The following is a 25850-nucleotide window of genomic DNA, read 5'->3' on the forward strand; positions in this document are numbered from 1 at the left end:
CTGGGTGTCCATGTCCCACTCCACCAGGCCCGAGTCATCGCTGAAGTCCGTCTCGCCCGCCGGGTGCACCACCGTCACCGGCACGGTGGGCAGGCCGAACTTCGCCTCGAAGATGCGCAGGTCGCTGATGACGTCATCGGTGCGGCCCTCGCCGAAGATGCCGATCTTCTGGCCCTGGCCCACGTGCTGCGCGGGCTGCTCGTAGACGGACCACATGTCCTGCGGCGTGGTGGTGCCAGTGCATACGCCGCCCACGCAGGTGTCCTGGCTGGGCGTGCGCGCGGGCAGGGAGAAGCGCTGCAACGTGTTGAGGCCAACGATGTTGCGGATGCCCAGCGCCAGCGGCACCACGGGCGCCGAGGTGTTGGCGATGAACTGGCTCTGAGCGAGGGCGAACCGGTGGGTCGCCGTGCCGAGCAGGGCGTCCACATGCGCCACGTCACCGTGCACGGCGAGCTGATCGCGCGCCGTGGAGACCTGATCGACGACGAGCCCGCCGCCGGTGAGCCAGGACCTCACCTGATCGAGCTGGGAGCTGGGCACGCCAAAGCGCGTCGCGAAGGCGCTGGGAGTCAGGAAGTGGCCGAACGAGGCGCTCGAAGGGTTATGCACGGCGTCCAGCATCGCCTTCTCGCCGGCGGGATCCGGGCGCTGCAGCGTCACCACGAAGCGCACCGGCGCGGAGGGGCTCGCAGTTCCCAGGTCCGTGGCGTTCACCAGGCCGGGCAGCACGTTCTGCGTCACGGTCAACACATTCAGGCCGAGCAGCTCCTGCCGGGACGGTTCAGTGCCAGCGGACGGGGGACCGGCATCCATGGAGGGATTGCCACAGGCTGCGGAGAGCATCATCAACAGCGAAGCAGGGACAGAAGCGCGGATCTTCATAAGGCTCCGGGGGATGGCGCTGCGCCTCCGAACAGCGGGAAGTGCGGCCGGTTGGCCCTTATTGGCGCGGTCCCCTGGCTCTGGATCCTGCTCTTCACTGCCAGGCTGGTTTTTCCGGTCAGGCTTTTTTTACCTGCGGCGATCCAACGCGGCGCCATTCGCTCAACAAGGGTGGAAAGACGTTCCACCTCTGTCGAGCAAGGCGCGACCCCATGTCCCACCGTTCAGAACATCCGCTTCATGGGCTCTTCAGGCCCCGTCTCTCCCTCCTGTCCGCCGTGGCGCTCCTGGGGTTGGCCCCGGCCGCCCTGGCAGCCACCCCTGTCTCGGGCAGCGTGGATACGGCCCACCCCTCGGCGAGCTTCAGCGCGGGGCCCTTCCTGGTGCCGAACCCCTCCGGCACGGCGGGAGCGGTGACCTGCAACGCCTTGCTGCCCTGCGACAACTACACGCTGAACCTCTCGGTGCCCGCCGGGTATGACACGGATCATACGGTGGCCATCCAGGTGGGCTGGGCGAACAGCACCGCCGACTTCGATGTCTATGTCCTCAACGCCGCGGGGGCCGTCGTCGCCACGGCCGCCTCCAACGGCAACCCAGAGACGGCTGTCCTCCCCGCCGTCTCGGGCACGTACACCGTCCGAGTCGTCCCCTTCGCGCCGCTGGGCCAGAGCATCACCGGCAAGGTGAGCATTCAGTCAGTGCCTCTGCCGCCGCCGCCCTCCACCGAGCCGGCCCCGGTCTACCGCGCCTATGTCGCGCCGGCGGAGCTGCCCCGAGCCAACGAGGCGGGCGAGCCCTCCATCGGCGTCAACTGGAAGAGCGGCGCGGTGCTCTACCAGTCGAACCTCACCATGTACCGCGTGCGCTTCGATGACACGGTGTCGCCGGCCACGGCCACCTGGGCCGACAAGAGCCCCGCCAACGCCGTCATCTCTCTGGATCCGATCCTCTTCACCGACTCGACCACCGGGCGCACCTTCTCGTCTCAGCTCGCGGGCAAGGCGAGCCTCATGTCCTATACCGATGACGACGGGGAGAACTGGACGCCCAGCATGGGCTCCGGCATCAACTCGGGCGTGGATCACCAGACGGTGGGCGGTGGCCCGTTCGGCAGCGGGCTGGGCGGCCTGGGGCTGTATCCGCGCGCTGTGTACTACTGCTCGCAGGACATCGCGGACGCCAGCTGCGCGGTCAGCCGCGATGGCGGACTGACCTTCGGCGTGGCCGTGCCCATGTACTCGCTGCTCACGTGCGGCGGCCTGCACGGGCACATCAAGGTCGCTCCGGACGGCACCGCCTACGTGCCCAACAAGGGCTGCAACGGTAATCAGGCCGTGGCGGTGACCACGGACAACGGGCTGACCTGGTCCGTGCGTCCCGTGCCCACCAGCCAGTCGGCGGACAGTGATCCGTCCGTGGGCATCGGCTCGGATGGCACGGTGTACTTCGGCTACCAGAACGCGGATGGGCACCCGCACGTGGCGGTGTCCCACGACAAGGGCCTGACCTGGAAGGATGACCAGGACGTGGGCGCGGCGCTGGGCATCAAGAACGTGGTGTTCCCGGCGGTGGTGGCGGGCGATGGGGACCGGGCGGCGTTCGCCTTCCTCGGGACGACCACGGGCGGCAACTATCAGGACGCGACGAACTTCCAGGGCGTGTGGCACCTCTACATCGCCCACACGTATGACGGCGGGAAGAGCTGGGTGACCGCGGATGCCACGCCGGAGGATCCGGTGCAGCGCGGCTCCATCTGCACGGGCGGCACCACGTGCGGCAATGATCGCAACCTGCTGGACTTCATGGACGTGACGGTGGACCGCGAGGGCCGCGTGCTGGTGGGCTACGCCGACGGCTGCACGGGGGCGTGCGTGCAGAGCGCTCCCAACTCGTTCAGCGCGTACGCGAGCATCGCCCGGCAGTCGAGCGGCCAGCCGCTGTTCCGCACGCCCCGGCCGGTGCCCTGACGGTTCGTGTCCTCTCCCTCCAGGAGCCTTGCACCCATGACGGAGTCCTCATCCTGGCATCGAACGTTGCGGCGCGCGGCCTTGCTCGTGGCGTGCGTGACGGGGTGCGCGGCTCCGTCCGCTCGGAGCGCCGCGGAGTCACCCGCGGCTGCTTCCAAGTCCTCGGCCCCGGGCACACTGCCCGGGTGTGCGGGAGCCAGCACGCGCATCGAGCGGCCGGCGGACTTCCCGGCCCGCTTCCCGCTGCCTCCCGGAGCGGTGATTGCCTCCGAGGAGCGGCGCAGCGGCGGACGGATCATCCTCCACACGTTCGTCCCCTCGGGGATTCGAGACGTGGCGGTCTTCTTCGACAAGGCCTTGCCCGAGGCGGGCTACCGGCAGAGTGGAGGCGAGTCGGAGTCAGATGAGGCGGAGGCCAACTTCGAGGACTCCAGCCTCAAGGGCCGTTGGCGGGCGCGCAGCATCGACCAGTGCCCTGGAGCCGTCTCGCTGGACGTGCTCGTGGGCACGGCGGGCGGGTAGCGGAAGAGCCAGCGCGACGTCAGGACGAGCTTCGGGAGAACCCGCGCTTGCCCAGCTCGATGCGGGCGATGAGGCCCTTGTGCACCTCGTCCGGACCATCGGCCAGGCGCAGGCTGCGCGCCTGAGCGAAGAACGTGGCGAGCGGCGTGTCGCTGGAGACTCCCGCACCTCCGTGGATCTGGATCGCGTCGTCCACCACCTTCTGGAGCATGTTGGGCGCGACCACTTTGATGGCGGAGATCTCCGTCATCGCCCCGAGCGCTCCCACCTCGTCGAGCTTCCACGCCGCATACAGCGTGAGCAGCCGCGCCTGATCAATGGCGATGCGGGCCTCGGCGACGCGCTCGCGGTTGCCGCCCAGGTTGAGCAGCGCCTTCCCGAACGCCTGACGCTGCATGCCACGGTCGATCATCAGCTCCAGCGCCCGCTCGGCCGCGCCGATGCAGCGCATGCAGTGGTGGATGCGCCCGGGACCGAGCCGCCCCTGTGCAATCTCGAACCCCATCCCAGGCCCGGCGATGAGGTTCGAGCGCGGCACCCGCACCTGCTGGAAGTGCACCTCGCCGTGCCCGTGCGGCGCGTCGTGGTCGCCGTACAGCGACAACATGCGGCGGATCTCCACGCCCGGCGCATCCAGCGGCACCAGGACCATCGAGTGCTGACTGTGGCGGCCCGCGTTGGCGTCCGGCGTGCGAGCCATGAAGATGGCCACCCGGGCCCGTGGATCTCCCAGGCCGCTGGTCCACCACTTCTTCCCGTTCAGCACCACCTCGTCGCCCTCGACCACGGCCGTGGCCTGCATGTTCGTCGCGTCCGACGAGGCCACATCCGGCTCGGTCATGCAGAAGACCGAGCGGATCTCCCCCGCCAGCAGCGGCGTGAGCCAGCGCTGCTTCTGCTCCTCGGAGCCGTACCTCCAGAGCACCTCCATGTTGCCGGTGTCGGGGGCGTTGCAGTTGAAGACCTCGGGCGCCATGAAGCTGCGCCCCATCTCCTCGGCCAGCGGCGCGTACTCCAGCGTCGACAGCCCCGCGCCCAGCTTCGGATCCGGCAGGAACAGGTTCCAGAGTCCCTCGGCCCGAGCGCGCTGCTTCAGCTCCTCCATGAGCGGGTGGATCCTCCACTGCCGCCAGTTCCCCCCAGGGTTGGTGGCCCGCACCTCCTCCCAGTACCGGGCCTCCACCGGAATGATGTGCTCGCTCATGAAGCGCCGCACCCGCTCGAGGTAGTCCTTCGTCCTGGCGCTCGGCTCGAAATCCATCACGGCTCCTTGTGCTCTTCGTTGTTAATGGCGCCGCCGCTCCAGCTCCCGCTGGAGCGATTCCTCCAGCCCGCGGAGGACCTCTTCGGCGTCGATGGACTCCTCGTGGGAGTCCCAATTCACCAGCGGATCCGCAATGGACATGCGCTGGGTGAGCGAGCGCAGCCGGTTCAGCGCGCGCTCCATGGGAGCCAGCAGGGCGGCGTTGCCGGGCTCCGAGCGCTGTCGCAGCAGGCTCACGCCCACCTCCAGCGACTGCAAGGGCGTGTTGGCGGCGTCGCGCATCGCCAGCAGCAGCCGCGCCACCCGCTCCAGCGACTCGGTCTCGGCGCGGGCCTTCTGCAGCCGCTGCTCGATGCGCTGGGTCCGCAGGCGGAAGGCCAGCAGCCCGCACGCCGTGCCTCCCCAGACGAGGGTGATCCACGGCTCCCACGGCATCTGCAGCCGGGTGTTCAGCCCCAGGCCGTACCAGAGGAGCACCGCCTCCAGCGCGAAGGCACTGACGAGGCCCACGCCCAGCGCCGGCCCCATGGGCGCCAGCAGGCCGATGCCCAGCATCAACAGCCGGTGGCCCGTCAGCGGCTGCCACACCCGGCCCGACGCGGCCATGGCCACCTCCGCCACGGCGAAGATGACCAGGTGGGGCAGCGCCACGGCGGTGAAGACGCCCTCGCTCAGCCGGGGGCTCGAGGTGCTCCGCCGGGCAAAGAGCAGCGCCAGCAGGCCCACCGACTCCAGCACGTGCAGCGCCCGGAGCGCGGGCAGCACGAGGTAGCCGGGGTGCACCTGCCAGTCGATGAAGATGTAGGCCACCTCTCCCAGCAATGTCAGGAAGGTGGCGAAGAAGGCCCCCCACCATGCGCGCGCACGCTGCTCGTCCGTCACCCCGAGCGGTGCGGGCTCAGGACTCGCGCGAGCCATCGGTCTCCCTCACGAGCGCCATCAGCACCTTCGCGTCCACGGGCTTGGAGAGCACCTGGGTGTGGCCCAGCTCATGCGCCTGGCGCACCAGCGGGTGGTAGCGGGCGTGGCCCGTGAGGAAGACGATGCGCCCGCTGAAGCCGTTCTCCCGCAGCCACCGGTAGGCGTCCAGCCCGCTGGGCACGCGCGAGCCCAGGTTCACATCCAGCAGGGCCAGCCCGCAACCGAGCACTTGCTCCTTCTGGCGCACCATCGCGTCGAACGAGCCCGCGCTCACGCAAGCTTGCGCCCCCGAGCCCACCAGCAAGTCGCACAGCAGGCTCCTCAGGTCGTCGTCGTCCTCGAGCACGAGCACCCGTTGCACACCGCCCCCATTGAGAGCTTGCCAGGCACAGGGTCCACCTCCAGAGCCCCGGGCCGCAAGGAGAGGCGCCTTCCGCCTCCCTCTTTCGTACGGATTTCCCTTCGGGCCAGGGTTCTATCCTACATTGTTGTACATGCAAGAGGTTTGGTGCCTGGACACTTGGGGAAATTTTCGCCGCTGATCGCGAGCAACTTCCACCGGACTGGTGCGACAATGGATTCGAGGATCAACCGCCCATGCCTTCAGAGGTGGGCCGAACCACATTGAGGAGTAGTGTCATGCGCGTCAACGGCTCAGGGGGCCCATTCCGCCCCAAGCAGGCAGAGACAACGGAGACATCCAAGCCTGCAACCACCAAGGAGTTTCCGCAGTTCGTCCCCTCGCGGAATCCCGAGACGCGGCAGTCCTCAGTGACGGGTGATGGTTTCGAGTCCGCTTCGCGAGCCGGTGGTGCCGGTGGCGCGGGCCGGGCTTCGGGCTCGGGCGCCGCTCGGCCCCTGCCCGCCGAGGTGCGGACCCCCAGCGCGGACTACTTCCGCCAGCGCGCCGATGACTTCTCGCGCCGCAACCCGGGCGCTGCGCTGCCGGAGCTGTACCAGGGCCAGGGCCAGCGCGCGCTGGAGAAGCTCTCCGGCCTGGGCGCCAAGGAGCTGCAGCCGGCGGGGCTGGCCTGGCGCGACCGCGCCGTGAAGGGCCTGCAGGACGCCGTGGAGCTGAAGCGCGCGGCGGATCCGGCGGCCTTCGCGCAGCTGGAGAAGGATCCCGAGGCCTTCAAGAAGTTCGCCACGGATGCGCTCACCGGGGCGTGCGTGCACGCGGGCCTGCTGAACCTGCCGGCGCAGGATCAGGTGAAGCTGGCCACCACCCCGGAGCTGCGCGAGCTGCTGGGTAAGGACGGCGTGAAGCAGATCGCCGACACCATTGGCCGGCTGAAGCCGGAGGACGTGGCGCGGGGCGGCAAGGCGGTAGAGCAGCTGGGGCAGGCGGTGGCCGAGTTCCGCAAGAGCCTCAAGCTGCCGCGGCTGGAGCTGCCGCGGCTGCCGCTGCCGAGCGCCCGCCTCTCCTGAGCGGTGGCGTGAGGCGGTCTCGCATCCGCGGCTGGCTGTCAGAAGCCGGAGGTGGGCCCGCACGCGGACGTCGCGGGCCCATACGGCCTGGGGATGGACCTCCGGGGCCGGGTGTTCGGCCGGCTGTCCTGAGGCGCCTCGGGCGGGAGGCTCACGCCGGGCGCTTCACCTCACGCCTCACACCTGCGCGCCGGGCTGCTCCCAGCTCCGCATGCGCAGCGAGTTCTCGATGAAGGCCAGGTGCCGCTGCTCGTCGCGGAAGTTGCGCTCGATGATGGTGCGCACCTCCTCCGTCCAGCTCTCCTTCAGCGCCTGCTCGTACGTGCGGTTGGTGAGCTTCTCGTTGCCCTGCATGGCCTTGAGCGCCGCCTCGTTGCCCATCATCGACGTGATGGCGGTGAAGCCCTTGAGCAGGAACCCCTTCACGTCCGGCTTCTGACGAGGCGTGCCGCCCAGGCCCAGCACCACGCGCGACAGATCCTGGATGTGGCGCAGGTGATCATTCTGGAACTCCCGCAGGCTCATGCGCAGGGCTTCGACTTCGATGCGGTTGATCGCCGCCTCGTAGGCCCCCACCGCGTCGTGATCGAGCGCGATGAGATCATTGAGGCGTTCCACCATCCGCTGCTGGTCCATGACCGCCATTCGGTTCTGCTCCTGGTACTCGCGGGAGATTCCGCGGCCCGAGAAGCTGAGTCGGAGGGCGGCCAGCCTCCAGTGTGCCTGAGGTCCAAGACAGATGACCGCGGGCGGGCAGATGGCCCGTCCGTGGCTGAACAGCCCAGGCGTGAGCGCTCCCCAGCGTCAGGACTACAACTTCACCTCATCCCGGTTCGGGTGGGTGATGTAGCCGGTGCCCGCCTCGACGAGCTTGCCCATCAGCTTGTCGGTGCCGTTGGAGCGGCTGAAGGCCATCTCGTTCTTCGTCACGCCCACCAGCGTCAGCAGCTGGACCTTGCCCGAGGGCAGGGTGAACTCGGCGGGGCGCGAAGGGTCTCTGACGAACACGACGCCGCCCAGCTTCGTCTCTCCGCCCGTGAGCGAGCCCTCCACCGGATAGCGGTGGCCCATGGCGAAGGCGCGCAGGCACACCAGGTTGTAGGCCATCATGTCCAGCAGCCGGAGCACCGGCCACTGCGCCTCCTCGGGCGTGTGGATGACCATCTCGTAGCCGATGCCGCTGGGGACGCCCTCGGCCAGCTCGGCGCCGGGCGCCACGGTGAAGGGGTTGGATAGCCCACTCGTCACGTAGGACCAGTAGGGGAACTGTTCGCTGGGCGGGGCCACGCGCACGCCCAGGGGGCCCCAGTTCGGATCCAGCTCCTCCACCTGCGCCAGATCACTCTCGAGCCAGGCCTGCAAGGCGTCGGTTTGATCCAGCGTGAAGACGTCATCGCTGATGGCTCCGAAGAGCTTGGGGTACTCCACCTCGTCGCGGTCGGCCCAGCAGTCCTCGTACCACTGGACGAAGTCCTCAGCCGTCTCGGGCACTTTCATGGGCACGACTCTAAAGGTCCTATTCAGTTTCACAACTTCGTAAATGAGCTGGTCGCCCGCAAGGTGGGAAACCGTTTACCCACGCTGGGCAGCCCTTCTTCCCAGGGCAGGACACCGAGCGACCCTCCGGGTCCGGTCCGCGCTCCCAAGGGTGACCTTTTGTGGACACCGGGGAGCCGATAGGGGCGCGGTACGGAACATGAAGAGGCCGGGTAGGTACGGGCCCGGCCAGGGTGGGCCCCACGTTCGCCAGGGGGAGGTCCACATGCAGAGGGGATGGAGGGCCGCGGTCGTCGCCGCGGCGCTGGGAGTGGGGGGAGCCGCGAGCGCACACGAGTTCCGGTGTGAGAAGCACGTCGATGGCCAGCCGGTGGCCCACATCGACGAGTACCCGGTGACGGTACGCTTCGACGACAAGCTCATCAACATCCACCCGACGGCGCCCTCCCTGGCCCTCCGGGCGGAGGATCCGGGGCTGACCCGCTCCGGCTGGAGCTTCCAGTACGCCCTGCCCCTGGCGGTGCCGGTGGGCGGCTCGGCGGACTCGAGCTTCCTGCTGCAAATCCACAGCTACGAGGAGTGCCGGGCGCTGGCCGCTCGGGATGGCTCGGACGACGGCGCCTTCGACTCCACCTTCCGGGTCGTGTGGCCGTTGGGCGAGGACCAGTGCGCCGCGCGGCTCGTGTGCGATCGGCCCTACGAGCCGCCCCCGCCCTATGACTGCCATGCGACCAACGACTGCCCCGAGCCCCGGGTGACGCGGGACGAGGGCTTCTTCAAGGTCCACGAGTCCGCGCTCCAGCAGTGTGTGGACCTGTTCCCCATCGAGCTGGGGAGCGTGGGCACGGTGTCCACGCTGGAGCAGGCGCTGGGAGTGCTCTGGGCCAGCCCCACGCTGTATCGCAATGGCGAGCCGCGCACGCCGCTCGACACCGCCCGGCTGATGCTGGCGCGCCAGGTCCTCGTGGCGCACTGCAACGCCTACCTCTTCGGCTCCTTCCCGCTCCCCGCGGATCTCCTGGAGAGCGGGCGGGCCGCCTTGTCCGGCATCCAGTGCCGGGAGCTGGGGGCGCTCCGGGGCGAGCTCCGGGAGATGAACGTCGAGGGCCGCGAGTTCGATCTGCCAGCGGACTTCGAGCCGGGCCAGGCCACGCCGGCCCACGCCCAGAGCATCGCCGAGGACTTCACCCAGCCCAGCGGACAGCGCTGCGCGCCCGGCCAGTGAGCCGCGGACCTTCCACCCACTTCGAGGAGAACACGCCATGAAGAAGCTGCTGCTGTCCGCGCTGAGCCTCACCGCGCTCGCCCTGTCCGCCTGCGGGAGCTCCGAGCCCCCCGCGTCTTCCACCCCCGAGCCGCCCGAGCTCACCACCACGCGCACGCAGGACGATGCGCCCGCGGGCCGGACCTTCGAGCTGCGCCTGCGGGGAACGAACGCCCAGGGCTATGACTCCGTGCTGGTGCCCCTCCGCTCGCTGGAGGTGACCACGCCCACGGGAGCGCCGCTCCAGGCGCGGATGGTGGCGCGCACGGTGGACCTGACCGTGCAGGAGCAAGCGTACCTGGTGGGCCAGTTCTTCGTCCCCGAGGGTGTGAGCTCGGTCCGGGTGAAGCTGACCTTCGATGACTTCGGCGGCTGGGAGCAGGGGAAGAAGGCTGGCGCGCTGGACACGCAGGTGGCGCCGGTGAGCTTCGAGGCGCCGGTGGACTCGCTCTCCCAGCGCGGCCGGGCGGTGCTGCTGCTGGACGTGGGCAAGTCGCTGCTGTCCGAGGGCCAGGAGCAGCGCCTGATGCTGCCCACGCTCAAGGTGAACTACTAGCCCGTCAGCGGCCAGGGCTTGAGGCCCGCGAGGCGCTCGGCCTCCTCCACCGCGGGGGTCAGGTGCGCCCGCTCACGGCGCAGGAAGTCGCGCACCGCCCGGTCCAGTTGCGGATCAAAGATGAGGTGCGCGCTGTGCACCGCCGTGGGCTCGAAGCCGCGAGACACCTTGTGCTCGCCGCCCGCGCCGGGCTCGAACACCTTGCGCCCCGCGCGGATGCACTCCTCCACCGAGTGGTACAGGCACACGTGGAAGTGCAGGAAGGGGTGCTCCTCGAAGCACCCCCAGTAGCGCCCGTAGAGCCGCTCGGCCGTCTTCGCGTTGAACGCGCCGGCGATGATCTTCTTGCCGCGCACCGCCTCCACCATCTCCATGGACTCGGGCATGGTGCGGAAGATGCGGGCGAAGAAGTCCGGGGTGAGCTGCACCTGGCCCCAGGAGTGGCGCTCGCAGGTGGCCGCGTAGAAGCCGTGGGCGCGCCGCGCGTGCTCGGGCCCCAGCTCCTCGCCGGGCACCGTGCGCAGAAGGATTCCCTGCTCCTCGGCGGCGCCGCGCTCGCGCCGGAGCTGATGACGGCGCTTGGAGCTGAAGCGCCCCAGGTAGTCCTCGTAGGTGCGGTAGCCCGGGTTCTTCCAGTGGTATTGCAGCGTCATCCGCCGGGCCATGCCCGACTGCTCCAGGAAGTCCGCCTCGTCCTCGGTGGGGTAGAGGACGTGGATGGAGGAGCAGCCCTCCTCGCGGGCGCTCTCGATGGCGGCCTCCAGGAGCGCGTGGCGCACCTCGCGCACGTCCTCGCCCGCGGCCACCAGGAAGCGCGGCGCGGTGGCCGGAGACAGGGGCGCGCCGATGACGAGCTTGGGGTAGTACTCCACGCCTATGCGCGCGGCGGCCTGCGCCCAGGCGAAGTCGTAAATGTACTCGCCCATGCTGTGGTACTTGCGATAGGCGGGTGAGGCGGCCACGAGCTTCTGCCCACGCCAGAGCGTCAGGTGGTGCGGCCCCCAGCCCGTGTCCTGCTGGGCGCTGCCGCTCTCCTCCATGGCGGCCAGCCACGCGTGCCTCACGAAGGGCGGGGCTGCCGGTCCGGCCAGCGCATCCCACTGCGCGGCGGGGATATCGGTAATGGAGTCGAGCACCTGGACGCGGATGGAGGGGTCGAGCACGGGGACAGTTCTAACGCGGAGTCCAGGCCCGCGCCGAATCTCCGGCCGCCGAGGGAGGGGCCTCACGGGGGGAGGCGGGCGGACGGGGGGCTACTCCCAGGACAACTCGTACTCGCAGTCCAGGATTCCCCGGGGCGTGGCGCGGACCTGGGGGTTTCGGGCGTGGACGGACTCGAGCACCGCCAGCAGGACGCCCTCATTGTAGAGCGGGAGCATGAAGTCGCGTGAGACGGCGACGCGGGCGCCCGTGTCGCCGAGGAGCGTCACCGAGCGCTCGCCGTAGCTCACCGCTGAGCGGTAGCCCGAGGCCAGGTTGCCGATGACGCGCTTGGGCGACTCCCCCGAGAGGATCAGCAGCGTGCGGCCCGCCATGGAGCGGAGGAAGTCACGCGTGGCCTGCATGCCCAACTGGCGCTGGGTGGAGTCGGCGCCGCCGAGCTGGGCGCTCAGCACCCGGGTCGCCGCGAGCGCCACCCGCAGGAAGTCCGACACCGGATAGCTGGAGAAGTCGATGAAGCGCCGCTCGAAGCGCCTGTCGTTGAGCAGCGTGTGGCACCGCTTCAGGGCCAGCTCGCCGCCGAAGCTGATGACGGCGGACAGGATGCCGTTGAAGAACAGGCCACGGGCCGTATCGGCGGGGGTGGCCAGGGCAATGCGGCGCTCGTACTCGGACTCCACCCGGCTCAGGGTGGAGGTCGCGGCCGCGTTCATGTGCGTCATGGCGACACAGGGCTCCTGAGGACAGGGCGGTCATTATCGCACCGAGAGCGAGGCCGAGATCAACTCCGCCCGGGTGCCCTGGGGTCTGATCAGAGAGGTTGCAGCCGGGAGCCAGCCCAGGCAGAACGCTCGCGCCTGGGGTGAGGCCGCGGTGACCCGTCCTGGAGGGCAATCGCCCAGCTGAGAACGAGATTCCAGGTAGACTGAGGCTTTCAGCGAGGCCAGCGGAGCCTCATGGTGGGATCCATGCGGTGGGTGTCTCTCTTGATACTGCTGGAGACGTGGATGTCGGGGTGCGCCAGCGCCCCGCCCCTCGCGTCGGAGATGCAGGATTATGGCTTTGAGGGAAAGTCCCGCTTCGTATGGGTCCGTGGGCCGTGGGAGGCGATCAGGCCTTCCCCGATGTGGATGAGGTGATCGACCAGTTGTGCCCCGCCATCATGGCGCTTCCCCTAGCCACGCTCGGAGATTATGGACAGGAGTACTGTGGGTTGATCTACAGCCTGGGCAACGGAGAGTACTTCGCGAGCAGACCGTCTCCACTAGGTGACACACGACTGGTGGGCCCGGCGAAGCGCAAGAGTTGTTATACCCCCAGCAGCGTGCGGGATACACGGGGTCAGGCATCCCCTGCTCGCCGACTATCACAGCCACCCGTGGACTCCTTCCTCCATGTCTGACAAGGACAGACGTGCCAGCACTCAGCGTTGGTCCATCCGCATCCAGTTCGACTTGAAATGTACCCTCCAGAAACTCGTTCCCTACGCCCATGAGGATCGTCCAGGCGAGGTGTACGAGCGCCGAGGAAAGACGTGGAAGTTGGTAGGCATCATCAAGCCTGCGGACAAGGGCACGGGCTTTGTCACTCCTGTGGAGGGTAACGAATGAGGGCTCGCCAGTGGGCTGGTCGTCGCTGAGGACAATCATGAAGCGTACCTGGGTTTTGCTGTGCTGCCTGACACTGCCCGGCTGTGTACTGCTGCGTCACTACCCACGGCCAGTTCATGCGCCACCCGAAGAGGCGGCCAAGGTGGAGATGCCCCGGTTTGATCCACCTGCGGAAGGACGGCAGGTCATCACGGGGCCTATGCTGAAGGCGATTCAACTCGCCATGGATGACTTCCTGCCCTGGGACATCCAGCCCCACAAGGATGCCTCTCCAAGAGAGGTCTGCCTGTATCAGCGTGAATCCTATGACGCGACGGCAGCACCAGGGCCCGAGGGCATCATGTTCGTGCGCTTTACCGTCAGGGATGGGGTCTGCGACATGAACGGACCACCCATCCTGGACATGGGAGCCACATACGCAGTGGATGTGATGCAGTGGCGTATCCTGTCCGTCCAGCCGTAGTCGGCCGGCAGCCAAGGGTACGGCTGGGCCTTTGTGTTCGGCTCCATGCCCGCAGGGGCTGTCCTGGGGAGCCAGAAATCACGAGGCAATCTTCCTCTTGAGACCTGTGGAGGTCTCAAGGGAGATGATACATGGCTAGACAAGTGAATACATGGAACTACTGGAGGCACAGCCTTCTTGAGGTGCTCGCTGCTCAGTTCGATGGCCATCCTCGGCCTGATTGGGAAGCCGAGATGACTCGTGGTCAGCGGTGCTTGAAAGAAAAGGATTACGTGGCTGCTGCGGGTGCGCTTGAAGCCGCCGCCGCTGCCATGTACGTCCACGACACAGCGGAGATGGCCCAAGTTCATGAGGAGACCGGCCTTCACCCTGAGCAGTTGAAGCCATTGAAGGGTTGGGCCGAGGCGTTGGAGGCACAGAAGGATAATCCGAACCAGGATCCCTCTGTGGTTTCGAGGCTGCTGTCCTGTTCCATGAGCTACCTGTTCCCCTTGCTTCGGTCATATGCACGAAACTCGAATGACTTCACGTGGGTGGATGACTTCAAGCGGCGGCTCGATATATGCGAGAGGCAACAAGCGCTTGGGGTGGCGGTGCCTGCGGAGCCTCGTGCACGCCCGTTGTTGCTCGCTCAAGAAATGGACCGAATCTTTAACGAGATTCGCCAGCATCGCGCGCCTCCCAAGAGTTTGCGTGAGCCTTGAGTGACGGGTCAGGCCGCGCTTCCGATTCCTCTGCTTCAAGCCGTGCTCCTGCGGTGGAGTCGTGCTGGAAAGCCTCAAAATGGGTGGCCCGAAACATGCGAGGCCACTTCAATCCCTGTCACCCAGTAACGAAGCAAGGTGCGAGTCGGTCCCAGTCCAGCGGAACGCGCCTCGTGGTGATATGGGCCTCACGGGCCTGTCCTGAAGGGCAGGTCCTCGGGAGGAGCGAGCGTGGAGCGAGAGGGAATCGTCACGTTGGACAAGCGGCACGTCTGGCATCCGTACACCGCGATGGAGGCCTATATCGCCGAGACGGATCCGCTCGTGGTGGTCCGGGCCGAGGGGCCCTACCTCTACGACGCGGACGGGCGAAGGTATCTGGACGCGAACGGCTCGTGGTGGGTGTCCACGCTGGGGCACCGGCACCCGCGCCTGGTGCGCGCGTTGGTGGAGCAGGCCTCCACGCTGGCGCACACGGCGCTGGCGGGTATCACCCATGAGCCCGCGGCGCGGCTGGCGGCGGAGCTGGTGGCGCTCGCTCCGGGCGCGGAGCAGGCCCGGCTCCCAGCGGAGCACCGGCTGACGCGCGTCTTCTACTCGGACAACGGGAGCACGGCGGTGGAGGTGGCCATCAAGATGGCCGCGCAGTACTGGGCGCAGAACGGACGCCCGGCGCGCACGCGCTTCATCACCCTCTCGGGCGCCTTCCACGGAGAGACGGTGGGGGCCACGAGCGTGGGCGGAGTCCCGCTGTTCCGCGAGGTGTTCGGGCCGCTGCTGTTCGACGTGGTGCACGTGCCCTCGCCCGCGGAGGAGGGCGGCTGGGAGCGGGCCTTCGCGCAGGTGGAGCGGGCGCTGCGAGAGCAGGGGGACTCGGTGGCGGGCGTCATCCTCGAGCCCGTGATTCAGGGCGCCACGGGGATGCAGATCTACTCGCCCGACTTCGTGCGAGCCGTGCGCGAGGCCACTCGGGCGGCGGACACGTTCCTCATCGCGGACGAGGTGTTTACGGGCCTGGGGCGCACGGGGGCGCGCTTCGCGTGCGAGCTGGCGGGCGTGGTGCCGGACCTGCTGTGTCTGGCGAAGGCGCTGAGCGGGGGGCTGTTGCCCTTTGGCACCACGCTGGCGACGGAGCGGGTGTTCTCGGGCTTCCTGGGAGCCAAGAGCCGGGCGCTGTACTACGGGCACTCGTACTGCGGAAACCCGCTGGGCACGGCGGTGGCGCGCGAGGTGCTCGCGGTGTACCGGGACGAGGACGTGCTGGGCCAGGTGGCGCGCAAGGCGCCTCGGGTGAGGGCCGCCTTCGAGCGCATGGCGGAGCGCATCCCAGGCCTGGTGCGGCCTCGGGCCCTCGGCATGGTGGGCGCGGTGGACCTGGGGGGCGGGGGATACCTCGCGAACGGAGGCTGGCGCGTGTACGAGGCGGCCCGCCGGCGTGGTCTCTACTTGAGGCCGCTGGGCGACACGGTCTACATCTCGCCCGCGCTGAACATCCCGGACGAGGCCCTGGACGAGCTGCTCCACGGAGTCGAGGACTCGCTGCACGAAGTCGCCGGGAGCTGAGCCATGAAGGGGAAGACATGATCGTCCTGCATCAAGGCCCCGCGGCATGGGGCGTCGGTAACATCAGTCCGTTCTGCCTGAAGCTCGAGAGCTATCTCCGCATGGCCGGCCTGCCCTACACGGCGAGGGCGGCGGACTTCCGCAAGGCACCCAAGGCGAAGATCCCCTTCATCGAAGAGGACGGACAGTTCCTGGGCGACTCCCAGCTCATCATCGAGCACCTCCAGAAGAAGCACGGCGACGCGCTGGACGCGAAGCTCAGCGCGGCGGACAAGGCCCAGGGCCACCTCGTGCGGCGCATGTTGGAGGAGAGCACCTACTGGAACATCGTCTACGAGCGCTGGGTCACCGAGGAGGGCTGGCGGGTCTACCGGCCAATCATTGAGACCCTCTTCCCTCCCGTGGTGGGCAAGGTCGTCCCGTCCATGATTCGCCGGAAGGTGCGCCAGGGGCTCTATGCCCAGGGCCTGGGGCGCCACGGGCCCGAGGAGATCCTCGAGATGGGCAAGGCGGACATCTCCGCCGTGGCGGCGCTGCTCGGAGACAAGCCCTTCCTGCTGGGCGACAACCCCTCCTCGTTCGACGCGGCGCTCTACGCGTTCATCGTGAGCATCACCGTGTTCCCGGTGGACTCGCCGTTCCGGCGGTTCACGCTGGAGCAGAAGAACCTGGTCCGCTACGTCGAGCGCTTCCAGCAGCGCTTCTTCGCGAACTGGAGCCCGCCCGCCTGAGCCAGGCGCGGGGCCGCGGCTCTCAGGCCCGCCGCCGCCGCACCATCAGCGTCCGGCCCAGCAGCACGAGCGCGAACGCGCTCACCCCGGCGATCGCCAGCAGGTGCTCCGCGTGCCCGAACCCCGCCGCCACGCGGTCAATGCTTCGGGCGAAGAGGTAGCCGATGGTCACCAGCAGCGGCGCGCTCAGGCTCAGGGCCAGCGCGTCCCAGAGCAGGAACGTCCGGGTGCGCACGCCCTGCACCGCGGCCATCGCGAAGACGAGCACCCGCATCACGGACATGTACCGCCCGAAGAAGACGACCCGCCCTCCGTACCGCGCATAGAGCCGGGAGATGCGCTCGCGGCGCTCGGGCGTGAGCAGCTCGCGGATCCACCGGTGCTCGTACACCTTGGGCCCCAGCTTGCGCGCGGTGTGGAACAGCAGCAGGTCTCCGCAGAGCACGCCGGCCATGCAGGCCGGGATGATCAACGCCAGCCGCACCACCCCCATGTGGGCCAGCGCTCCGCCCGTGAGCAGGACGATGTCCTCGGGCAGCGGCAGCCCCATGCCCCCCGCCACCAGCGCCGCGAACAGCAGCGCGTACGAGCCATGCGAGAGCAGGAAGCCGAGCAGGCCGTGGCCGCCCATGGCGCTACTCGGCCTTCACGATGGGCGGCTGGGCCAGGGTTCTGTCCCGCCGGAGCTGGAGCAGCTCGCGGACGATGATCTGCAGCGTGGCCACCACGGGCACGGCCACCACCGCGCCGATGACGCCCGCCAGCTCCGCGCAGAACAGCACCCCGAGCAGCGTCAGCAGCGGGTTCACGTGCACGGTGCGGCGGAACACCAGCGGCGCCAGCACGTTGCCCTCCAGCTGCCCGTAGATGATGAAGTAGATGAGCATCGCCAGCGCCTTGACGCTGCCGCCCGTCGCCCAGGTGAGCAGGGTGATGAGGCCGCCGGCCACCACGGGCCCCGCATAGGGGATCATGCTGGAGAAGCCGCTGAGGATGCCCAGCGGCAGGAAGAAGGGCATGCCCAGCACCGCGAGCATGGTGGTGGTGAGCGTGGCGTTGATGGTGCAGATGAGCGTCAGCCCGGACAGGTAGCCGCCGGTGGCGTGATAGGTCTTCTTCATCACCCGCTCGTAGCGCTCGCGGTGCTCGGACGGCAGCAGCTCCAGGAGCCGCTGCAGCAGCCCCCCGCCGAACACCAGCATGAACACCACCAGGAAGAACACGGTGATGACGCTGCCCAGCAGGCTCACCGCTCCGCCAATGGCGTGCAGCAGCGGCGGCACCGCCATCTCGCCAATCGCCCCGGCCGAGGGCGCCTCGGAGGACTTCTGCCCCCCGAAGAGCTGCGTCAGGGTGGACATGTGGCTGCTCGCCAGCCGGAACATGCGCTGGGAGCGGATCTGCTGCATCAGCTTCGGGAACTGGGAGAACAGCTCTCCGCCCTGGGAGATGGCCGCCGGGATGACCAGCAGCCCGAGCAACGTCACCAGCAGCGCGCCAGTAATGAGCACCAGGGCGATGGCCATCCACCGCTTCAGGCCCGCGCGCTCCAGCCGGGCCACGCCATGCTCGAGCGCCAGCGTCAGCAGCAGCGCCACGCCCGTCAGCGTGAGCGCCACCCGCGTCTTCACCACCAGCACCGCCAGCACCACCACCGCCAGCAGCGAGAACCCCACGGTGAACACCGTCTTGGGTGTCACCTGGGACCGCCGCCAGCCCGTCAAATCGCCCGTTGTCGCCACCGTGCCTCCGCCACGCCGCTCCGCCCTGCACTCACCGATGCGTCTGCTTGGGCGGGCGGGCAACCCGGCGGGGGCGCGAGCAGGTTGGCCGCTCGCTTCGCCACGTCCACAGTTCAACGGCGGGGCTGTCCCACTGTCGCGTCGGTGAATGTAGGTGTGTAGGTTCTTCGCGAAATCCGAGATCGGCGAGATCCAGCCCAAGCGGCTCGCGACAAGGAAGCAGTGAGGCCCATCCAGTATTCGGGCACGACGGAGGTGGCCCAGTGGCCACCCATCCCTTGGCCAGTCACAACCTCGTCTGGTCGAAGGGACCGAGGCCTCGGGTCGCTTGAGAGGGAGCGGCCCGAGGCCCGGAAATTTTCCGAGGCCCGCCGGCACGTCAGTCGCGCGAGGGGAAGATGCCCTCGAGCGCGATGATGAAGCTCACGCACAGGTACGGCTGCATGTTGTCGTGCGGCTGACTGCCACCCGCGGCGCGGCGGCGGCGGTGCGGGTGGAGTCATCGTGCTGCTGGCCAAGGGCACTCTCACCATGGCCGGGACGATCCAGGCCAATGGGGGCAACGGCGCATCCGGCTTCGATGGAAACGGCGGCAATGCCGAGGGCGGTGGTGGTGGCGGTGGTGGTGGCATCATCCAGCTGATCGCCTCCGCTACTCCCAGCGTCTCGGGCACGATGCAGGTCTCCCCCGGCGCTGCTGGCGCTAACGCGGGTGCCAGTGCCACCATCAATGCGGGCGGCGGCGGCGGTGCCTGCGGTGGCAACGGTGGCAGCGGTGGTTCGACCACGACCACAGTCAGCGCCGGCTCGACTGGTTACGTCATCACGACCGTCTCCGTGACGCCGGAGAACCTGTTGCTGTAGTTCCTCGCCACGAGGGCCGAGCCTGGCACTGCGGGCCCGGCCCCTCGTGCCTGGAGGCGATCGCGCGAGGTGTCCTCACCCCTCGCGCGGCCCGGGCCTCCACTCGAGCGCGAGGTACGGCTGCGTGCCCGTGCCCGCGCCCGCCACCGGCGTGAAGCCGAGCCGCGCGTAGAGCCGCCGTGCCGGGTTGTCCCGCGCCACGCACTCGCAGGAGCATGTCGCGCTGCGCGCCAGCGAGGCCCAGGGATGCAATGTCCGGGCGGGTGCTGGCGTACAGCTCGAAGAGGAAAGCGTCATCCGCAGGGCTGACGGAGCGCAGGGAGAGCAGGTGGGACACGGGCCTGCCTACTTTAGGCCAGGGCTTCACCCACCTTCGGACAGAGCGGCGACCCGACGTCCTGAGTTGGACACCCCACGGAATACAGGCCCCCCTCCGAGCGTCAGCGCCGAGGGGCCGAAGCGTCAGACCCACATGAGACGCTTCAGGGGTGCGAGCGCGGGAGAGACCGTGAAGAAGCCACGACATGGCAAGTCCAACCCGGACCCTGTGGCGCCGGGTGGCAAGGAGGACAAGGTGAGGGAGCTGGCTCGACGGTTGGCGGATCTGGACGCGGACGCGCTGGACGCGCAGCTGCTGGTGACGTTCCGCGAGGCGCGGGACAACGGCACGGTGCCGGCGGACGCGGGCTTCTTCCTGGTGGCCCACATCCTCCTGGCCATGGCGGACGAGGCGCTCCCGGATGACTCGAAGGTGCGCGCGCTGGGCCGCGAGCTGGAGGTGATGGAGCGCGACTACGGGCTGCCGGAGGAGAAGTCCTGGGCGCCCGGCGAGGCCCCCGAGGAGTGGGAGGCGCTCAATCGCCAGTACGAGATGGCGTGTGACGAGGCGCGGGCGGTCTTCTTCCGCACCTATGGCGAGGCGGAGATGGCGGAGCTGTTCCTGCATGACCGAGCCACCTTCCTGCGCCGCTTCGAGAACGGGCGAGGCTTCTTCCACGGGCTGCCCATGCTGCCGGACTACCTGAACTGATGGACATGATGACGAGCTACGAGCTGGGCAATCCCTCGCGCGCCACGATGGCGTTCGTCGCGTTCCTGGTGCTCTCGCTGGGGATCTCCATGGTCGTCTACGCGGTGCTCGTGCGCCGGGCTCCGCGCCGCTCGACGTTCCCGGACACCTCCGCCATCCAGGTGCCCTTCGCGGCGCTGCTCAGCACGGCGGTGTTCGCGCTGCTGTTCGGGGGGCTGTACGCCACCACGCTCCAGGGCTTCTACCGGGTAGAGCTGCTCGATGGCGAGGTGCGCCTGCACTACCTGTTCCCCGCGCACACCGTCACGGTGTCCCGGCTGGAGCTCACCCAGGCCGAGCGCATCCCCGCGCACAAGGGGCGCTGGCACCTGCGGCTGCATACCTTCCAGGGCGACACGTACCAGAGCGCGCTCGCCAATGATCGCGCGGTGCTCCAGTCCTGGGAGGGCCTCAACGCCTACCTGGAGCACGCCGGCCAGCCTTGAGGCCGGGGTGTGGGAGGCTCAGGCGGGCTGGGAGAGCAGCCAGGAGGGATCTTCGAGCAGACCCGAGGCGCGGTGCACACCTTCGTCTGAGGAGAGGGACGCGGGTGCTCGCGTCGCCCGAAGAAGGAGGCCACGGGGATGATCTCGACCCAGGCGCTGCACGAGGCTGGCCAGAGCCTCTGGTTGGACCACATCACCCGCGAGCTGCTCGTCCAGGGCACCCTGCGGCACTACATCAACGACTTGGCGGTCACCGGACTCACGTCCAACCCCACCATCTTCTACCAGGCCATCCAACGGGGCGAGGGCTACGACGACTCCATCCGCGCCGGTGTGGCGCGGGGGCTGAGGGGAGAGGCGCTCTTCTTCCAGCTCGCCCTGGAGGATCTCACCGGTGCGGCGGCGCTCTTCCAACCCATCCACCAGCACAGCGGGGGCGAGGATGGCTGGGTGTCCCTGGAGGTGTCTCCGCTGCTGGCCTGGCAGCCGGTGCCCACGCTCGAGCAGGTGCTCACCCTGCACGCTCGCGCCAGCCTGCCCAACCTGTTCATCAAGATTCCGGGCACGCACCCCTGCCTGCGAGCCATCGAGGAGGCCATCTTCGCGGGGGTGCCCATCAATGTGACGCTCCTCTTCTCGCCCGAGCAGTACCTGGCCGCGGCCAACGCCTATATGCGGGGCATCGAGCGGCGGCTGGAGGATGGGCTCTCGCCGGATGTGCCCTCGGTGGCCTCGCTCTTCATCAGCCGGTGGGACAAGGCGGTGGAGGGCAAGGTGCCGCCAGCGCTGCGAAGCCGGCTGGGGATCGCCGTGGGGCAGCGGACGTATCGAGCCTACTGCGCGCTGAGGGAGAGCAAGCGCGTCAGGCACCTGGAGGCCGAGGGCGCCGCCATGCAGAAGCTGCTGTGGGCCAGCACCGGCACCAAGGATCCGAACGCGCCGGACACGCTGTACGTGGAGGCGCTCGCCGCGCCGGACACCATCAACACCATGCCGGAGGGCACCCTGCTGGCCTTCGCCGACCATGGGAAGGTGGGGCGGATGCTGCCGCGGGATGGCGGAGACTGCGAGAAGGTGATCGACGAGTTCGTCGCCGCGGGAGTGGACGTGGAGGCGCTCGCCGAGCAGCTCCAGCGTGAGGGAGCCGACTCCTTCGCGAAGTCCTGGAACTCTCTCATGGCGCTGCTGGCCGACAAGAGCGAGGCTCTGGGAGTCCATCGCCCGGACGCGCGCTGAGCCACCCCGGAGAAGCCGTGCCATGTCCTCTCCCGAGCAGAGCGAGATCGCCCGTTTCAAGCGCCAGGCCGCCGAGCGCGCGGTGGAGTTCATCCAGCCCGGCATGGTGGTGGGGCTCGGGTCCGGGAGCACCGCGGCCTTCGTGGTGCAGCGGCTGGCCGCCCTGCGCGGGGAGGGCCGGCTGATGGACGTGGTGGGGGTGCCCACGTCGGTGGAGACGGAGGCCCTGGCGCGCTCGCTGGGAGTGCCCCTCACCACGCTGGAGGAGCGCCCGGAGGTGGATCTCACCATCGACGGGGCGGACGAGGCGGATCCGCAGCTGTGCCTGATCAAGGGCGGTGGGGGCGCGCTGCTGCGGGAGAAGATCGTCGCGCAGGCGAGCCGGCGGGAGCTCATCGTGGTGGACGCCAGCAAGCTGTCACCGCGGCTCGGGACGCGCTGGCCGGTGCCGGTGGAGGTGCTGCCCTTCGGCTGGCGCTCCCAGGCCCTGTTCCTGGAGCGGCTGGGCGCGCGTGTCACGCGGCGCGAGGGGCGCGACGGGGCTGCCTACCGCACGGATCAGGGCAACTTCATCCTCGACTGCGCCTTCGGCCCCATCGAGCACCCGGCCGAGCTGGCCAGGAGGCTGGAGGCGCGGGCGGGGTTGGTGGAGCACGGGCTCTTCATTGATCTGGCCACCGAGCTGATCATCGTCGGCCCGCAGGGGCTGGAGCACCGCCGCCGCCCGGCATAGTCCGGCTCGCGCCGGCTACAGCTCGCCCCAGAACATGGCGACGAGCCCGGCGCGGTTGCTGGCCCCGTACTTGCGCAGGAGGTTGGTGACGTGGACCTCCACCGTCCCCTCGCTCCGGCCCAGCACCGCGGCGACCTCCTTGTTGGTCTTGCCTCGGGCCACCAGCTCCAGCACCTCGACCTGCCGGGGCGTCAGTTGGGCGATGTCACGGGCCCGGCGCAGCCGGCGCTTCAGCTCGCTCTCCTTCTCCTGGAGCTCCGGCGGCTCGCCCTGGGGTTTGCGCGCGACCTCCAAGGCCACGGCGAACCACGGCACCAGCTCGTTGAGCACCTCGTCCACGGAGCCCTGCCGGAGGCCGCGCGGCAGCTCCACCTCCAGGCGCCCCACGGTGCGGCCCGCGAGCTCCAGCACGAAGCGGCGCCGCTCTCCCGAGGCCTGCTCGCCGGAGGCGCCCAGCAGCTGCATCCGATCCTCCGGGCCGTTGCTCCACAGCTCCACCCAGCCGCAGCCGAACTGGAACCGCAGCAGCGTCAACACCGCCTCGACGAGCGACCCAGGGTCCGGGTACTGCGCCAGCTCGCGGGCCACGGCGCAGACATCCGCCCGCGTCGGCCGGCGCCCCGGCCGAGGCTCGTCCGTGGACAGCTCCAGGTGGGTGCGGAACACGCACGCGGGGGCTCCCTGGGCGCGGCACTCGGGGTGCTCGAGCGGGCCGAGCTTCCCACCGAACAGCTCCAGCATGCGCCCCAGGTAGCCCAGCACCGTGACGCACATGGGGCGGCTGGCGATCGCCCAGTCTCGAAGCTCGGCGGAGACCTCCGAGTCCTGCTGCCACGAGCGCCACGTCCCCGTGTCATGGGAGCGCCGCCAGTACAGGTTCATATGGCGGATGGCGAATGAGGGGCGCATCAGCCGCATGAACCACCGGTGCACCCCGGACAGCTCGCGGTCCGCGTCGTACCGGCCGATCTCCATCATCAGGGCCTCATCGGCCTGGAACTCCTGGGCGATGGTGTCCATCACCTGCCCCATCAGCCGTACGTCGTACCAGGCTCCTGGATCAATGTTGCTGAGCCGTTCGCGCTCCTCGGGAGACAGGCGCGAGAGCACGGCCTCCCAGGCGGCCTCACCAAAGCGTTCGCGTACGAAGTCGCGTCGGCTGAAGAACTTGAAGCCCGGAGTGAGGCCTGTCGAAGCAGTGCCTTGAAGAGGATGAGGGGATGCGCCTTCGCGTCGCAATGGTCACCTGGAGTGAAACCCGGACAACTGGTACGGGTGACGTGTTCCTCGGGGCATGAGGCAGCAATACGCACTCCAAGTCAACCCACGCGGCGGCGGAGGGGCGCGTGTCAGCCTGGCTGCTGGGGCCAGCAAGTGGGGCTGTGCGGGAGATCGCGCGGGCAGGCGCTCAGCTCCTCATCAGCCGGGAGGCCGCCGCCCGGGCCGCGCTCAGGAGAGGCGGCGGAGATCCGCCTGGGTATCGACATCCTCGCCGCCGCCCTCCAGCGCCACCTCCACCACGCGTGAGGGCTTGCGGGCAATCACTCCTCTCGCACCCTCGTCTGGCGCGAGCGCCTCCAGCTCCGGGAAGATCGCTCGGGAGAACAGCGCGGGCACACCGCGCGTCCCGTCGTACCCCGAGGCCACGATGGACGCCTGGGTCCGCTGGAAGGCCTTCACCAGGGCGCGCAGGTGACCGGCATCCACCCGGAGCTGATCACACAGCATGATCAGCGCGGCCTCCACGCCCCCGCTCGTTCCCGCAGGCCCTGCTGCTTCGAGCGCCCGCAGGCCCACTCGCAGCGAGCTGCCCAATCCCGTCTCCCAGGCCTCGTTGCGCACCGTGTGCACGGGAAGCTCCGCCAGCTGCGCCTCCACCGCCTCGGTCTGCGCTCCGAGCACCGCCACCACGGGCCCACACCCGGCCAGGACAGCAGCCTCGGCCGCGCGCCGTACCAGCGTCTTCCCTCTGTGCACGAGCAGCTGCTTGGGGCGCCCCAGCCGCGCGGATCCTCCCGCGGCCAGCAGCACCACCCCCACCTTCACGCCAGCCTCCGAGCCGCCGGGGGCGCCGAGGCATAGATGGGCGCTTCCCGGTAGCGCAGCTTGCCGCCTTCACGATCGGCCAGGACGGCGCGAAGCTCGGCCACGATGGACAGGGCCACCTCGTCCGCGCCCTCGGCGCCCAGGTCCAACCCCACCGGGGCGTGCAGCTTGTCGAGCTGCGCCGGCACGGGCGCGGGGGACATCTCCGAGAGCAGCCGCTCCGTGCGCGAGCGCGGACCGAGCAGCCCCAGGTAGCGCAGGGGCAGCGGCAACAGCCGGGGCAGCAGCTCGCGGTCCTGCGGCAGGCTGTGCGTCATCACCACCGCCATCGTCCGGGCCGAGAGCGCCACCTTCTCGGGCACCTCGCGGGCCTTGGCGGACACCACGGCATGGGCGCGAGGGAAGCGCCGCCGCAGCGTCTCGATGGCCTTGTCCGCGACCACCGTGACGTGCCACCCGAGCGCCACCGCCTGCGCCACCACCGGCGCCACGTCGAAGCCGCCGCCGAACAGCACCAGCGGCGTGGGCGGATCCACCACCTCCACCAGCACCTCCGCGCCGCCACACGGGCCGCTCCAGGTGAGCCCCACCACGAGCGCCTCGTCCGCCGCCGCGCGCACCGCGTCCTTCAGCGCGCCGGAGAGGTTGCTCGCCTCCACCCCGTCATCCCTCAGCAGCAGCCGCGAGCCCACGGCGTGGCTCGGGCCGCGGTACACCGTCGCCAGCACCGCGCGCCGCGATAGCTTCCGGGCCTCGGCGGCGAACGCGAGCGGATCCAACGGCCCGGGCTCCCAGCGCTCGAGCAGCACGTCCACCACGCCATTGCAGCCCAGCGCGAAGGACAGCGCGTCCTCCTCGTCGGCGTTGTCTCCGGTGGAGTCGTAGCGCAGCACGCGCGGGCCACTGGCCGTCCAGAAGAAGGCCTTGCGGATGATGTCGCCCTCCAGGCACCCACCGCTCACACCTCCGGCGAGCCAGCCCTCGTCGCCCATCACCATGCGCGCCCCGGGCCGCCGGTAGGCCGAGCCCGCCACCGCCACCACCGTGGCCAGCACCAGCGGCCCCTGCATCCGAGCCCGCGCCCGGAGGATGTCGTCCAAATCCTTCACGTGTCGTCTCCCGCGAGGAGGACAGGAACTCTAGCGGCGCACATCAGGTGGGCATAGGCGGGGGGA

Annotated in this window: 29 protein-coding genes; 15 read left to right on the forward strand and 14 right to left on the reverse strand. The window is 69.2% G+C overall.

The genetic code is table 11. The features are described from left to right. The coding region (locus ACJ8AT_RS26560; protein WP_407740666.1) for a protease pro-enzyme activation domain-containing protein at nt 1-885 on the reverse strand (885 nt) is incomplete at its 3' end. Between the two features lie 278 nt (nt 886-1163). Between ACJ8AT_RS26560 and ACJ8AT_RS26565 the strand changes: the two genes are divergently transcribed. After that, on the forward strand, nt 1164-2855 hold the full coding sequence (locus tag ACJ8AT_RS26565; protein ID WP_407740667.1) for a sialidase family protein: 1692 nt from the start codon (nt 1164-1166) through the stop codon (nt 2853-2855). A gap of 36 nt (nt 2856-2891) precedes the next feature. Next, nucleotides 2892-3377: a hypothetical protein gene (locus ACJ8AT_RS26570; protein WP_407740668.1), complete on the forward strand. Its 486-nt coding sequence runs from the start codon at nt 2892-2894 to the stop codon at nt 3375-3377. Between the two features lie 19 nt (nt 3378-3396). Here ACJ8AT_RS26570 and ACJ8AT_RS26575 read toward each other — a convergent pair whose 3' ends face one another. Genes ACJ8AT_RS26575 through ACJ8AT_RS26585 form a run of 3 tightly spaced genes read right to left on the reverse strand, consistent with a single transcriptional unit; the run spans nt 3397 to nt 5923 of the window. Further along, nucleotides 3397-4638 carry an acyl-CoA dehydrogenase family protein gene (locus ACJ8AT_RS26575; protein ID WP_407740669.1) on the reverse strand — a complete coding sequence of 414 codons (1242 nt, stop codon included), beginning with the start codon at nt 4636-4638 and terminating at the stop codon, nt 3397-3399. Nucleotides 4639-4662: 24 nt separating this feature from the next. After that, nucleotides 4663-5559 carry a hypothetical protein gene (locus tag ACJ8AT_RS26580; RefSeq protein WP_407740670.1) on the reverse strand — a complete coding sequence of 299 codons (897 nt, stop codon included), beginning with the start codon at nt 5557-5559 and terminating at the stop codon, nt 4663-4665. Continuing rightward, nucleotides 5540-5923, reverse strand: coding sequence for a response regulator (locus tag ACJ8AT_RS26585; protein WP_407740671.1), 384 nt, complete (start codon nt 5921-5923; stop codon nt 5540-5542). The genes ACJ8AT_RS26580 and ACJ8AT_RS26585 overlap by 20 nt, the downstream gene beginning before the upstream one ends. Before the next feature lie 278 nt (nt 5924-6201). On the opposite strand from ACJ8AT_RS26585, the gene ACJ8AT_RS26590 reads away from it, so the two are divergent. Beyond that, on the forward strand, nt 6202-6990 hold the full coding sequence (locus ACJ8AT_RS26590) for a hypothetical protein (RefSeq protein ID WP_407740672.1): 789 nt from the start codon (nt 6202-6204) through the stop codon (nt 6988-6990). A 177-nt stretch (nt 6991-7167) separates the two neighbouring features. Here the strand turns inward: ACJ8AT_RS26590 and ACJ8AT_RS26595 are convergent, their stop codons facing one another. Both ACJ8AT_RS26595 and ACJ8AT_RS26600 read right to left on the reverse strand, forming a co-directional pair. Beyond that, nucleotides 7168-7635, reverse strand: coding sequence for a ferritin-like domain-containing protein (locus ACJ8AT_RS26595; RefSeq protein ID WP_407740673.1), 468 nt, complete (start codon nt 7633-7635; stop codon nt 7168-7170). A gap of 165 nt (nt 7636-7800) precedes the next feature. After that, nucleotides 7801-8487 carry a suppressor of fused domain protein gene (locus ACJ8AT_RS26600; RefSeq protein WP_407740674.1) on the reverse strand — a complete coding sequence of 229 codons (687 nt, stop codon included), beginning with the start codon at nt 8485-8487 and terminating at the stop codon, nt 7801-7803. A gap of 265 nt (nt 8488-8752) precedes the next feature. On the opposite strand from ACJ8AT_RS26600, the gene ACJ8AT_RS26605 reads away from it, so the two are divergent. Further along, nucleotides 8753-9712 (forward strand): hypothetical protein, encoded by a 960-nt coding sequence (locus ACJ8AT_RS26605; protein ID WP_407740675.1) that lies wholly within the window; start codon nt 8753-8755, stop codon nt 9710-9712. A 37-nt stretch (nt 9713-9749) separates the two neighbouring features. Further along, nucleotides 9750-10307: a hypothetical protein gene (locus ACJ8AT_RS26610; protein ID WP_407740676.1), complete on the forward strand. Its 558-nt coding sequence runs from the start codon at nt 9750-9752 to the stop codon at nt 10305-10307. Here the strand turns inward: ACJ8AT_RS26610 and ACJ8AT_RS26615 are convergent. Both ACJ8AT_RS26615 and ACJ8AT_RS26620 read right to left on the reverse strand, forming a co-directional pair. Continuing rightward, nucleotides 10304-11470 carry a GNAT family N-acetyltransferase gene (locus ACJ8AT_RS26615; RefSeq protein ID WP_407740677.1) on the reverse strand — a complete coding sequence of 389 codons (1167 nt, stop codon included), beginning with the start codon at nt 11468-11470 and terminating at the stop codon, nt 10304-10306. The two genes, ACJ8AT_RS26610 and ACJ8AT_RS26615, sit on opposite strands and share 4 nt — an antisense overlap. 90 nt (nt 11471-11560) lie before the next feature. Further along, on the reverse strand, nt 11561-12190 hold the full coding sequence (locus ACJ8AT_RS26620) for a DUF2378 family protein (protein ID WP_407740678.1): 630 nt from the start codon (nt 12188-12190) through the stop codon (nt 11561-11563). A gap of 672 nt (nt 12191-12862) precedes the next feature. Between ACJ8AT_RS26620 and ACJ8AT_RS26625 the strand changes: the two genes are divergently transcribed. The 5 genes from ACJ8AT_RS26625 (at nt 12863) to ACJ8AT_RS26645 (ending at nt 16539) form a co-directional block, all read left to right on the forward strand. Continuing rightward, nucleotides 12863-13078 (forward strand): hypothetical protein, encoded by a 216-nt coding sequence (locus ACJ8AT_RS26625; protein WP_407740679.1) that lies wholly within the window; start codon nt 12863-12865, stop codon nt 13076-13078. Between the two features lie 37 nt (nt 13079-13115). Continuing rightward, nucleotides 13116-13541 carry a hypothetical protein gene (locus tag ACJ8AT_RS26630; protein ID WP_407740680.1) on the forward strand — a complete coding sequence of 142 codons (426 nt, stop codon included), beginning with the start codon at nt 13116-13118 and terminating at the stop codon, nt 13539-13541. A 131-nt stretch (nt 13542-13672) separates the two neighbouring features. Next, nucleotides 13673-14245: a hypothetical protein gene (locus ACJ8AT_RS26635; protein ID WP_407740681.1), complete on the forward strand. Its 573-nt coding sequence runs from the start codon at nt 13673-13675 to the stop codon at nt 14243-14245. A 231-nt stretch (nt 14246-14476) separates the two neighbouring features. After that, a complete protein-coding gene (gene bioA / locus ACJ8AT_RS26640; protein WP_407740682.1) occupies nt 14477-15808 on the forward strand; it encodes an adenosylmethionine--8-amino-7-oxononanoate transaminase in 1332 nt (443 codons plus the stop codon). Nucleotides 15809-15825: 17 nt separating this feature from the next. Beyond that, complete coding sequence (locus ACJ8AT_RS26645; RefSeq protein WP_407740683.1) at nt 15826-16539, forward strand: glutathione S-transferase family protein; 714 nt, start codon at nt 15826-15828, stop codon at nt 16537-16539. A gap of 22 nt (nt 16540-16561) precedes the next feature. On the opposite strand, the gene ACJ8AT_RS26650 is transcribed toward ACJ8AT_RS26645, so the two are convergent. Both ACJ8AT_RS26650 and ACJ8AT_RS26655 read right to left on the reverse strand, forming a co-directional pair. After that, nucleotides 16562-17170 carry a DedA family protein gene (locus ACJ8AT_RS26650; protein WP_407740684.1) on the reverse strand — a complete coding sequence of 203 codons (609 nt, stop codon included), beginning with the start codon at nt 17168-17170 and terminating at the stop codon, nt 16562-16564. Between the two features lie 4 nt (nt 17171-17174). Next, nucleotides 17175-18281: an AI-2E family transporter gene (locus tag ACJ8AT_RS26655; protein ID WP_407740685.1), complete on the reverse strand. Its 1107-nt coding sequence runs from the start codon at nt 18279-18281 to the stop codon at nt 17175-17177. Nucleotides 18282-18785: 504 nt separating this feature from the next. Between ACJ8AT_RS26655 and ACJ8AT_RS26660 the strand changes: the two genes are divergently transcribed. Further along, nucleotides 18786-19145, forward strand: coding sequence for a hypothetical protein (locus ACJ8AT_RS26660; RefSeq protein WP_407740686.1), 360 nt, complete (start codon nt 18786-18788; stop codon nt 19143-19145). Between the two features lie 75 nt (nt 19146-19220). Here ACJ8AT_RS26660 and ACJ8AT_RS26665 read toward each other — a convergent pair whose 3' ends face one another. Next, on the reverse strand, nt 19221-19397 hold the full coding sequence (locus ACJ8AT_RS26665; RefSeq protein WP_407740687.1) for a hypothetical protein: 177 nt from the start codon (nt 19395-19397) through the stop codon (nt 19221-19223). A 256-nt stretch (nt 19398-19653) separates the two neighbouring features. On the opposite strand from ACJ8AT_RS26665, the gene ACJ8AT_RS26670 reads away from it, so the two are divergent. The 4 genes from ACJ8AT_RS26670 (at nt 19654) to rpiA (ending at nt 22629) form a co-directional block, all read left to right on the forward strand. Next, nucleotides 19654-20175, forward strand: coding sequence for a hypothetical protein (locus ACJ8AT_RS26670; protein WP_407740688.1), 522 nt, complete (start codon nt 19654-19656; stop codon nt 20173-20175). A 5-nt stretch (nt 20176-20180) separates the two neighbouring features. Next, on the forward strand, nt 20181-20660 hold the full coding sequence (locus tag ACJ8AT_RS26675) for a hypothetical protein (protein WP_407740689.1): 480 nt from the start codon (nt 20181-20183) through the stop codon (nt 20658-20660). A 138-nt stretch (nt 20661-20798) separates the two neighbouring features. Continuing rightward, on the forward strand, nt 20799-21896 hold the full coding sequence (gene tal / locus ACJ8AT_RS26680; RefSeq protein WP_407740690.1) for a transaldolase: 1098 nt from the start codon (nt 20799-20801) through the stop codon (nt 21894-21896). Nucleotides 21897-21918: 22 nt separating this feature from the next. Beyond that, nucleotides 21919-22629: a ribose-5-phosphate isomerase RpiA gene (gene rpiA, locus ACJ8AT_RS26685; protein WP_407740691.1), complete on the forward strand. Its 711-nt coding sequence runs from the start codon at nt 21919-21921 to the stop codon at nt 22627-22629. 15 nt (nt 22630-22644) lie between these two features. On the opposite strand, the gene ACJ8AT_RS26690 is transcribed toward rpiA, so the two are convergent. The 3 genes from ACJ8AT_RS26690 to ACJ8AT_RS26700 all read right to left on the reverse strand — a co-directional run bounded on the left by ACJ8AT_RS26690 (nt 22645) and on the right by ACJ8AT_RS26700 (nt 25784). Further along, entirely contained in the window at nt 22645-23739 is a 1095-nt protein-coding gene (locus ACJ8AT_RS26690; protein WP_407740692.1) for a LuxR C-terminal-related transcriptional regulator, read from the reverse strand. 339 nt (nt 23740-24078) lie between these two features. Further along, nucleotides 24079-24675 (reverse strand): NTP transferase domain-containing protein, encoded by a 597-nt coding sequence (locus ACJ8AT_RS26695; RefSeq protein ID WP_407740693.1) that lies wholly within the window; start codon nt 24673-24675, stop codon nt 24079-24081. Further along, a complete protein-coding gene (locus tag ACJ8AT_RS26700) occupies nt 24672-25784 on the reverse strand; it encodes an XdhC family protein (protein WP_407740694.1) in 1113 nt (370 codons plus the stop codon). Before ACJ8AT_RS26700 ends, ACJ8AT_RS26695 begins: the two co-directional genes overlap by 4 nt. Nucleotides 25785-25850 lie beyond the last annotated feature (66 nt).

Origin of the sequence: Hyalangium sp. (assembly GCF_045802625.1) — a bacterium.
GTDB lineage: Bacteria > Myxococcota > Myxococcia > Myxococcales > Myxococcaceae > Hyalangium.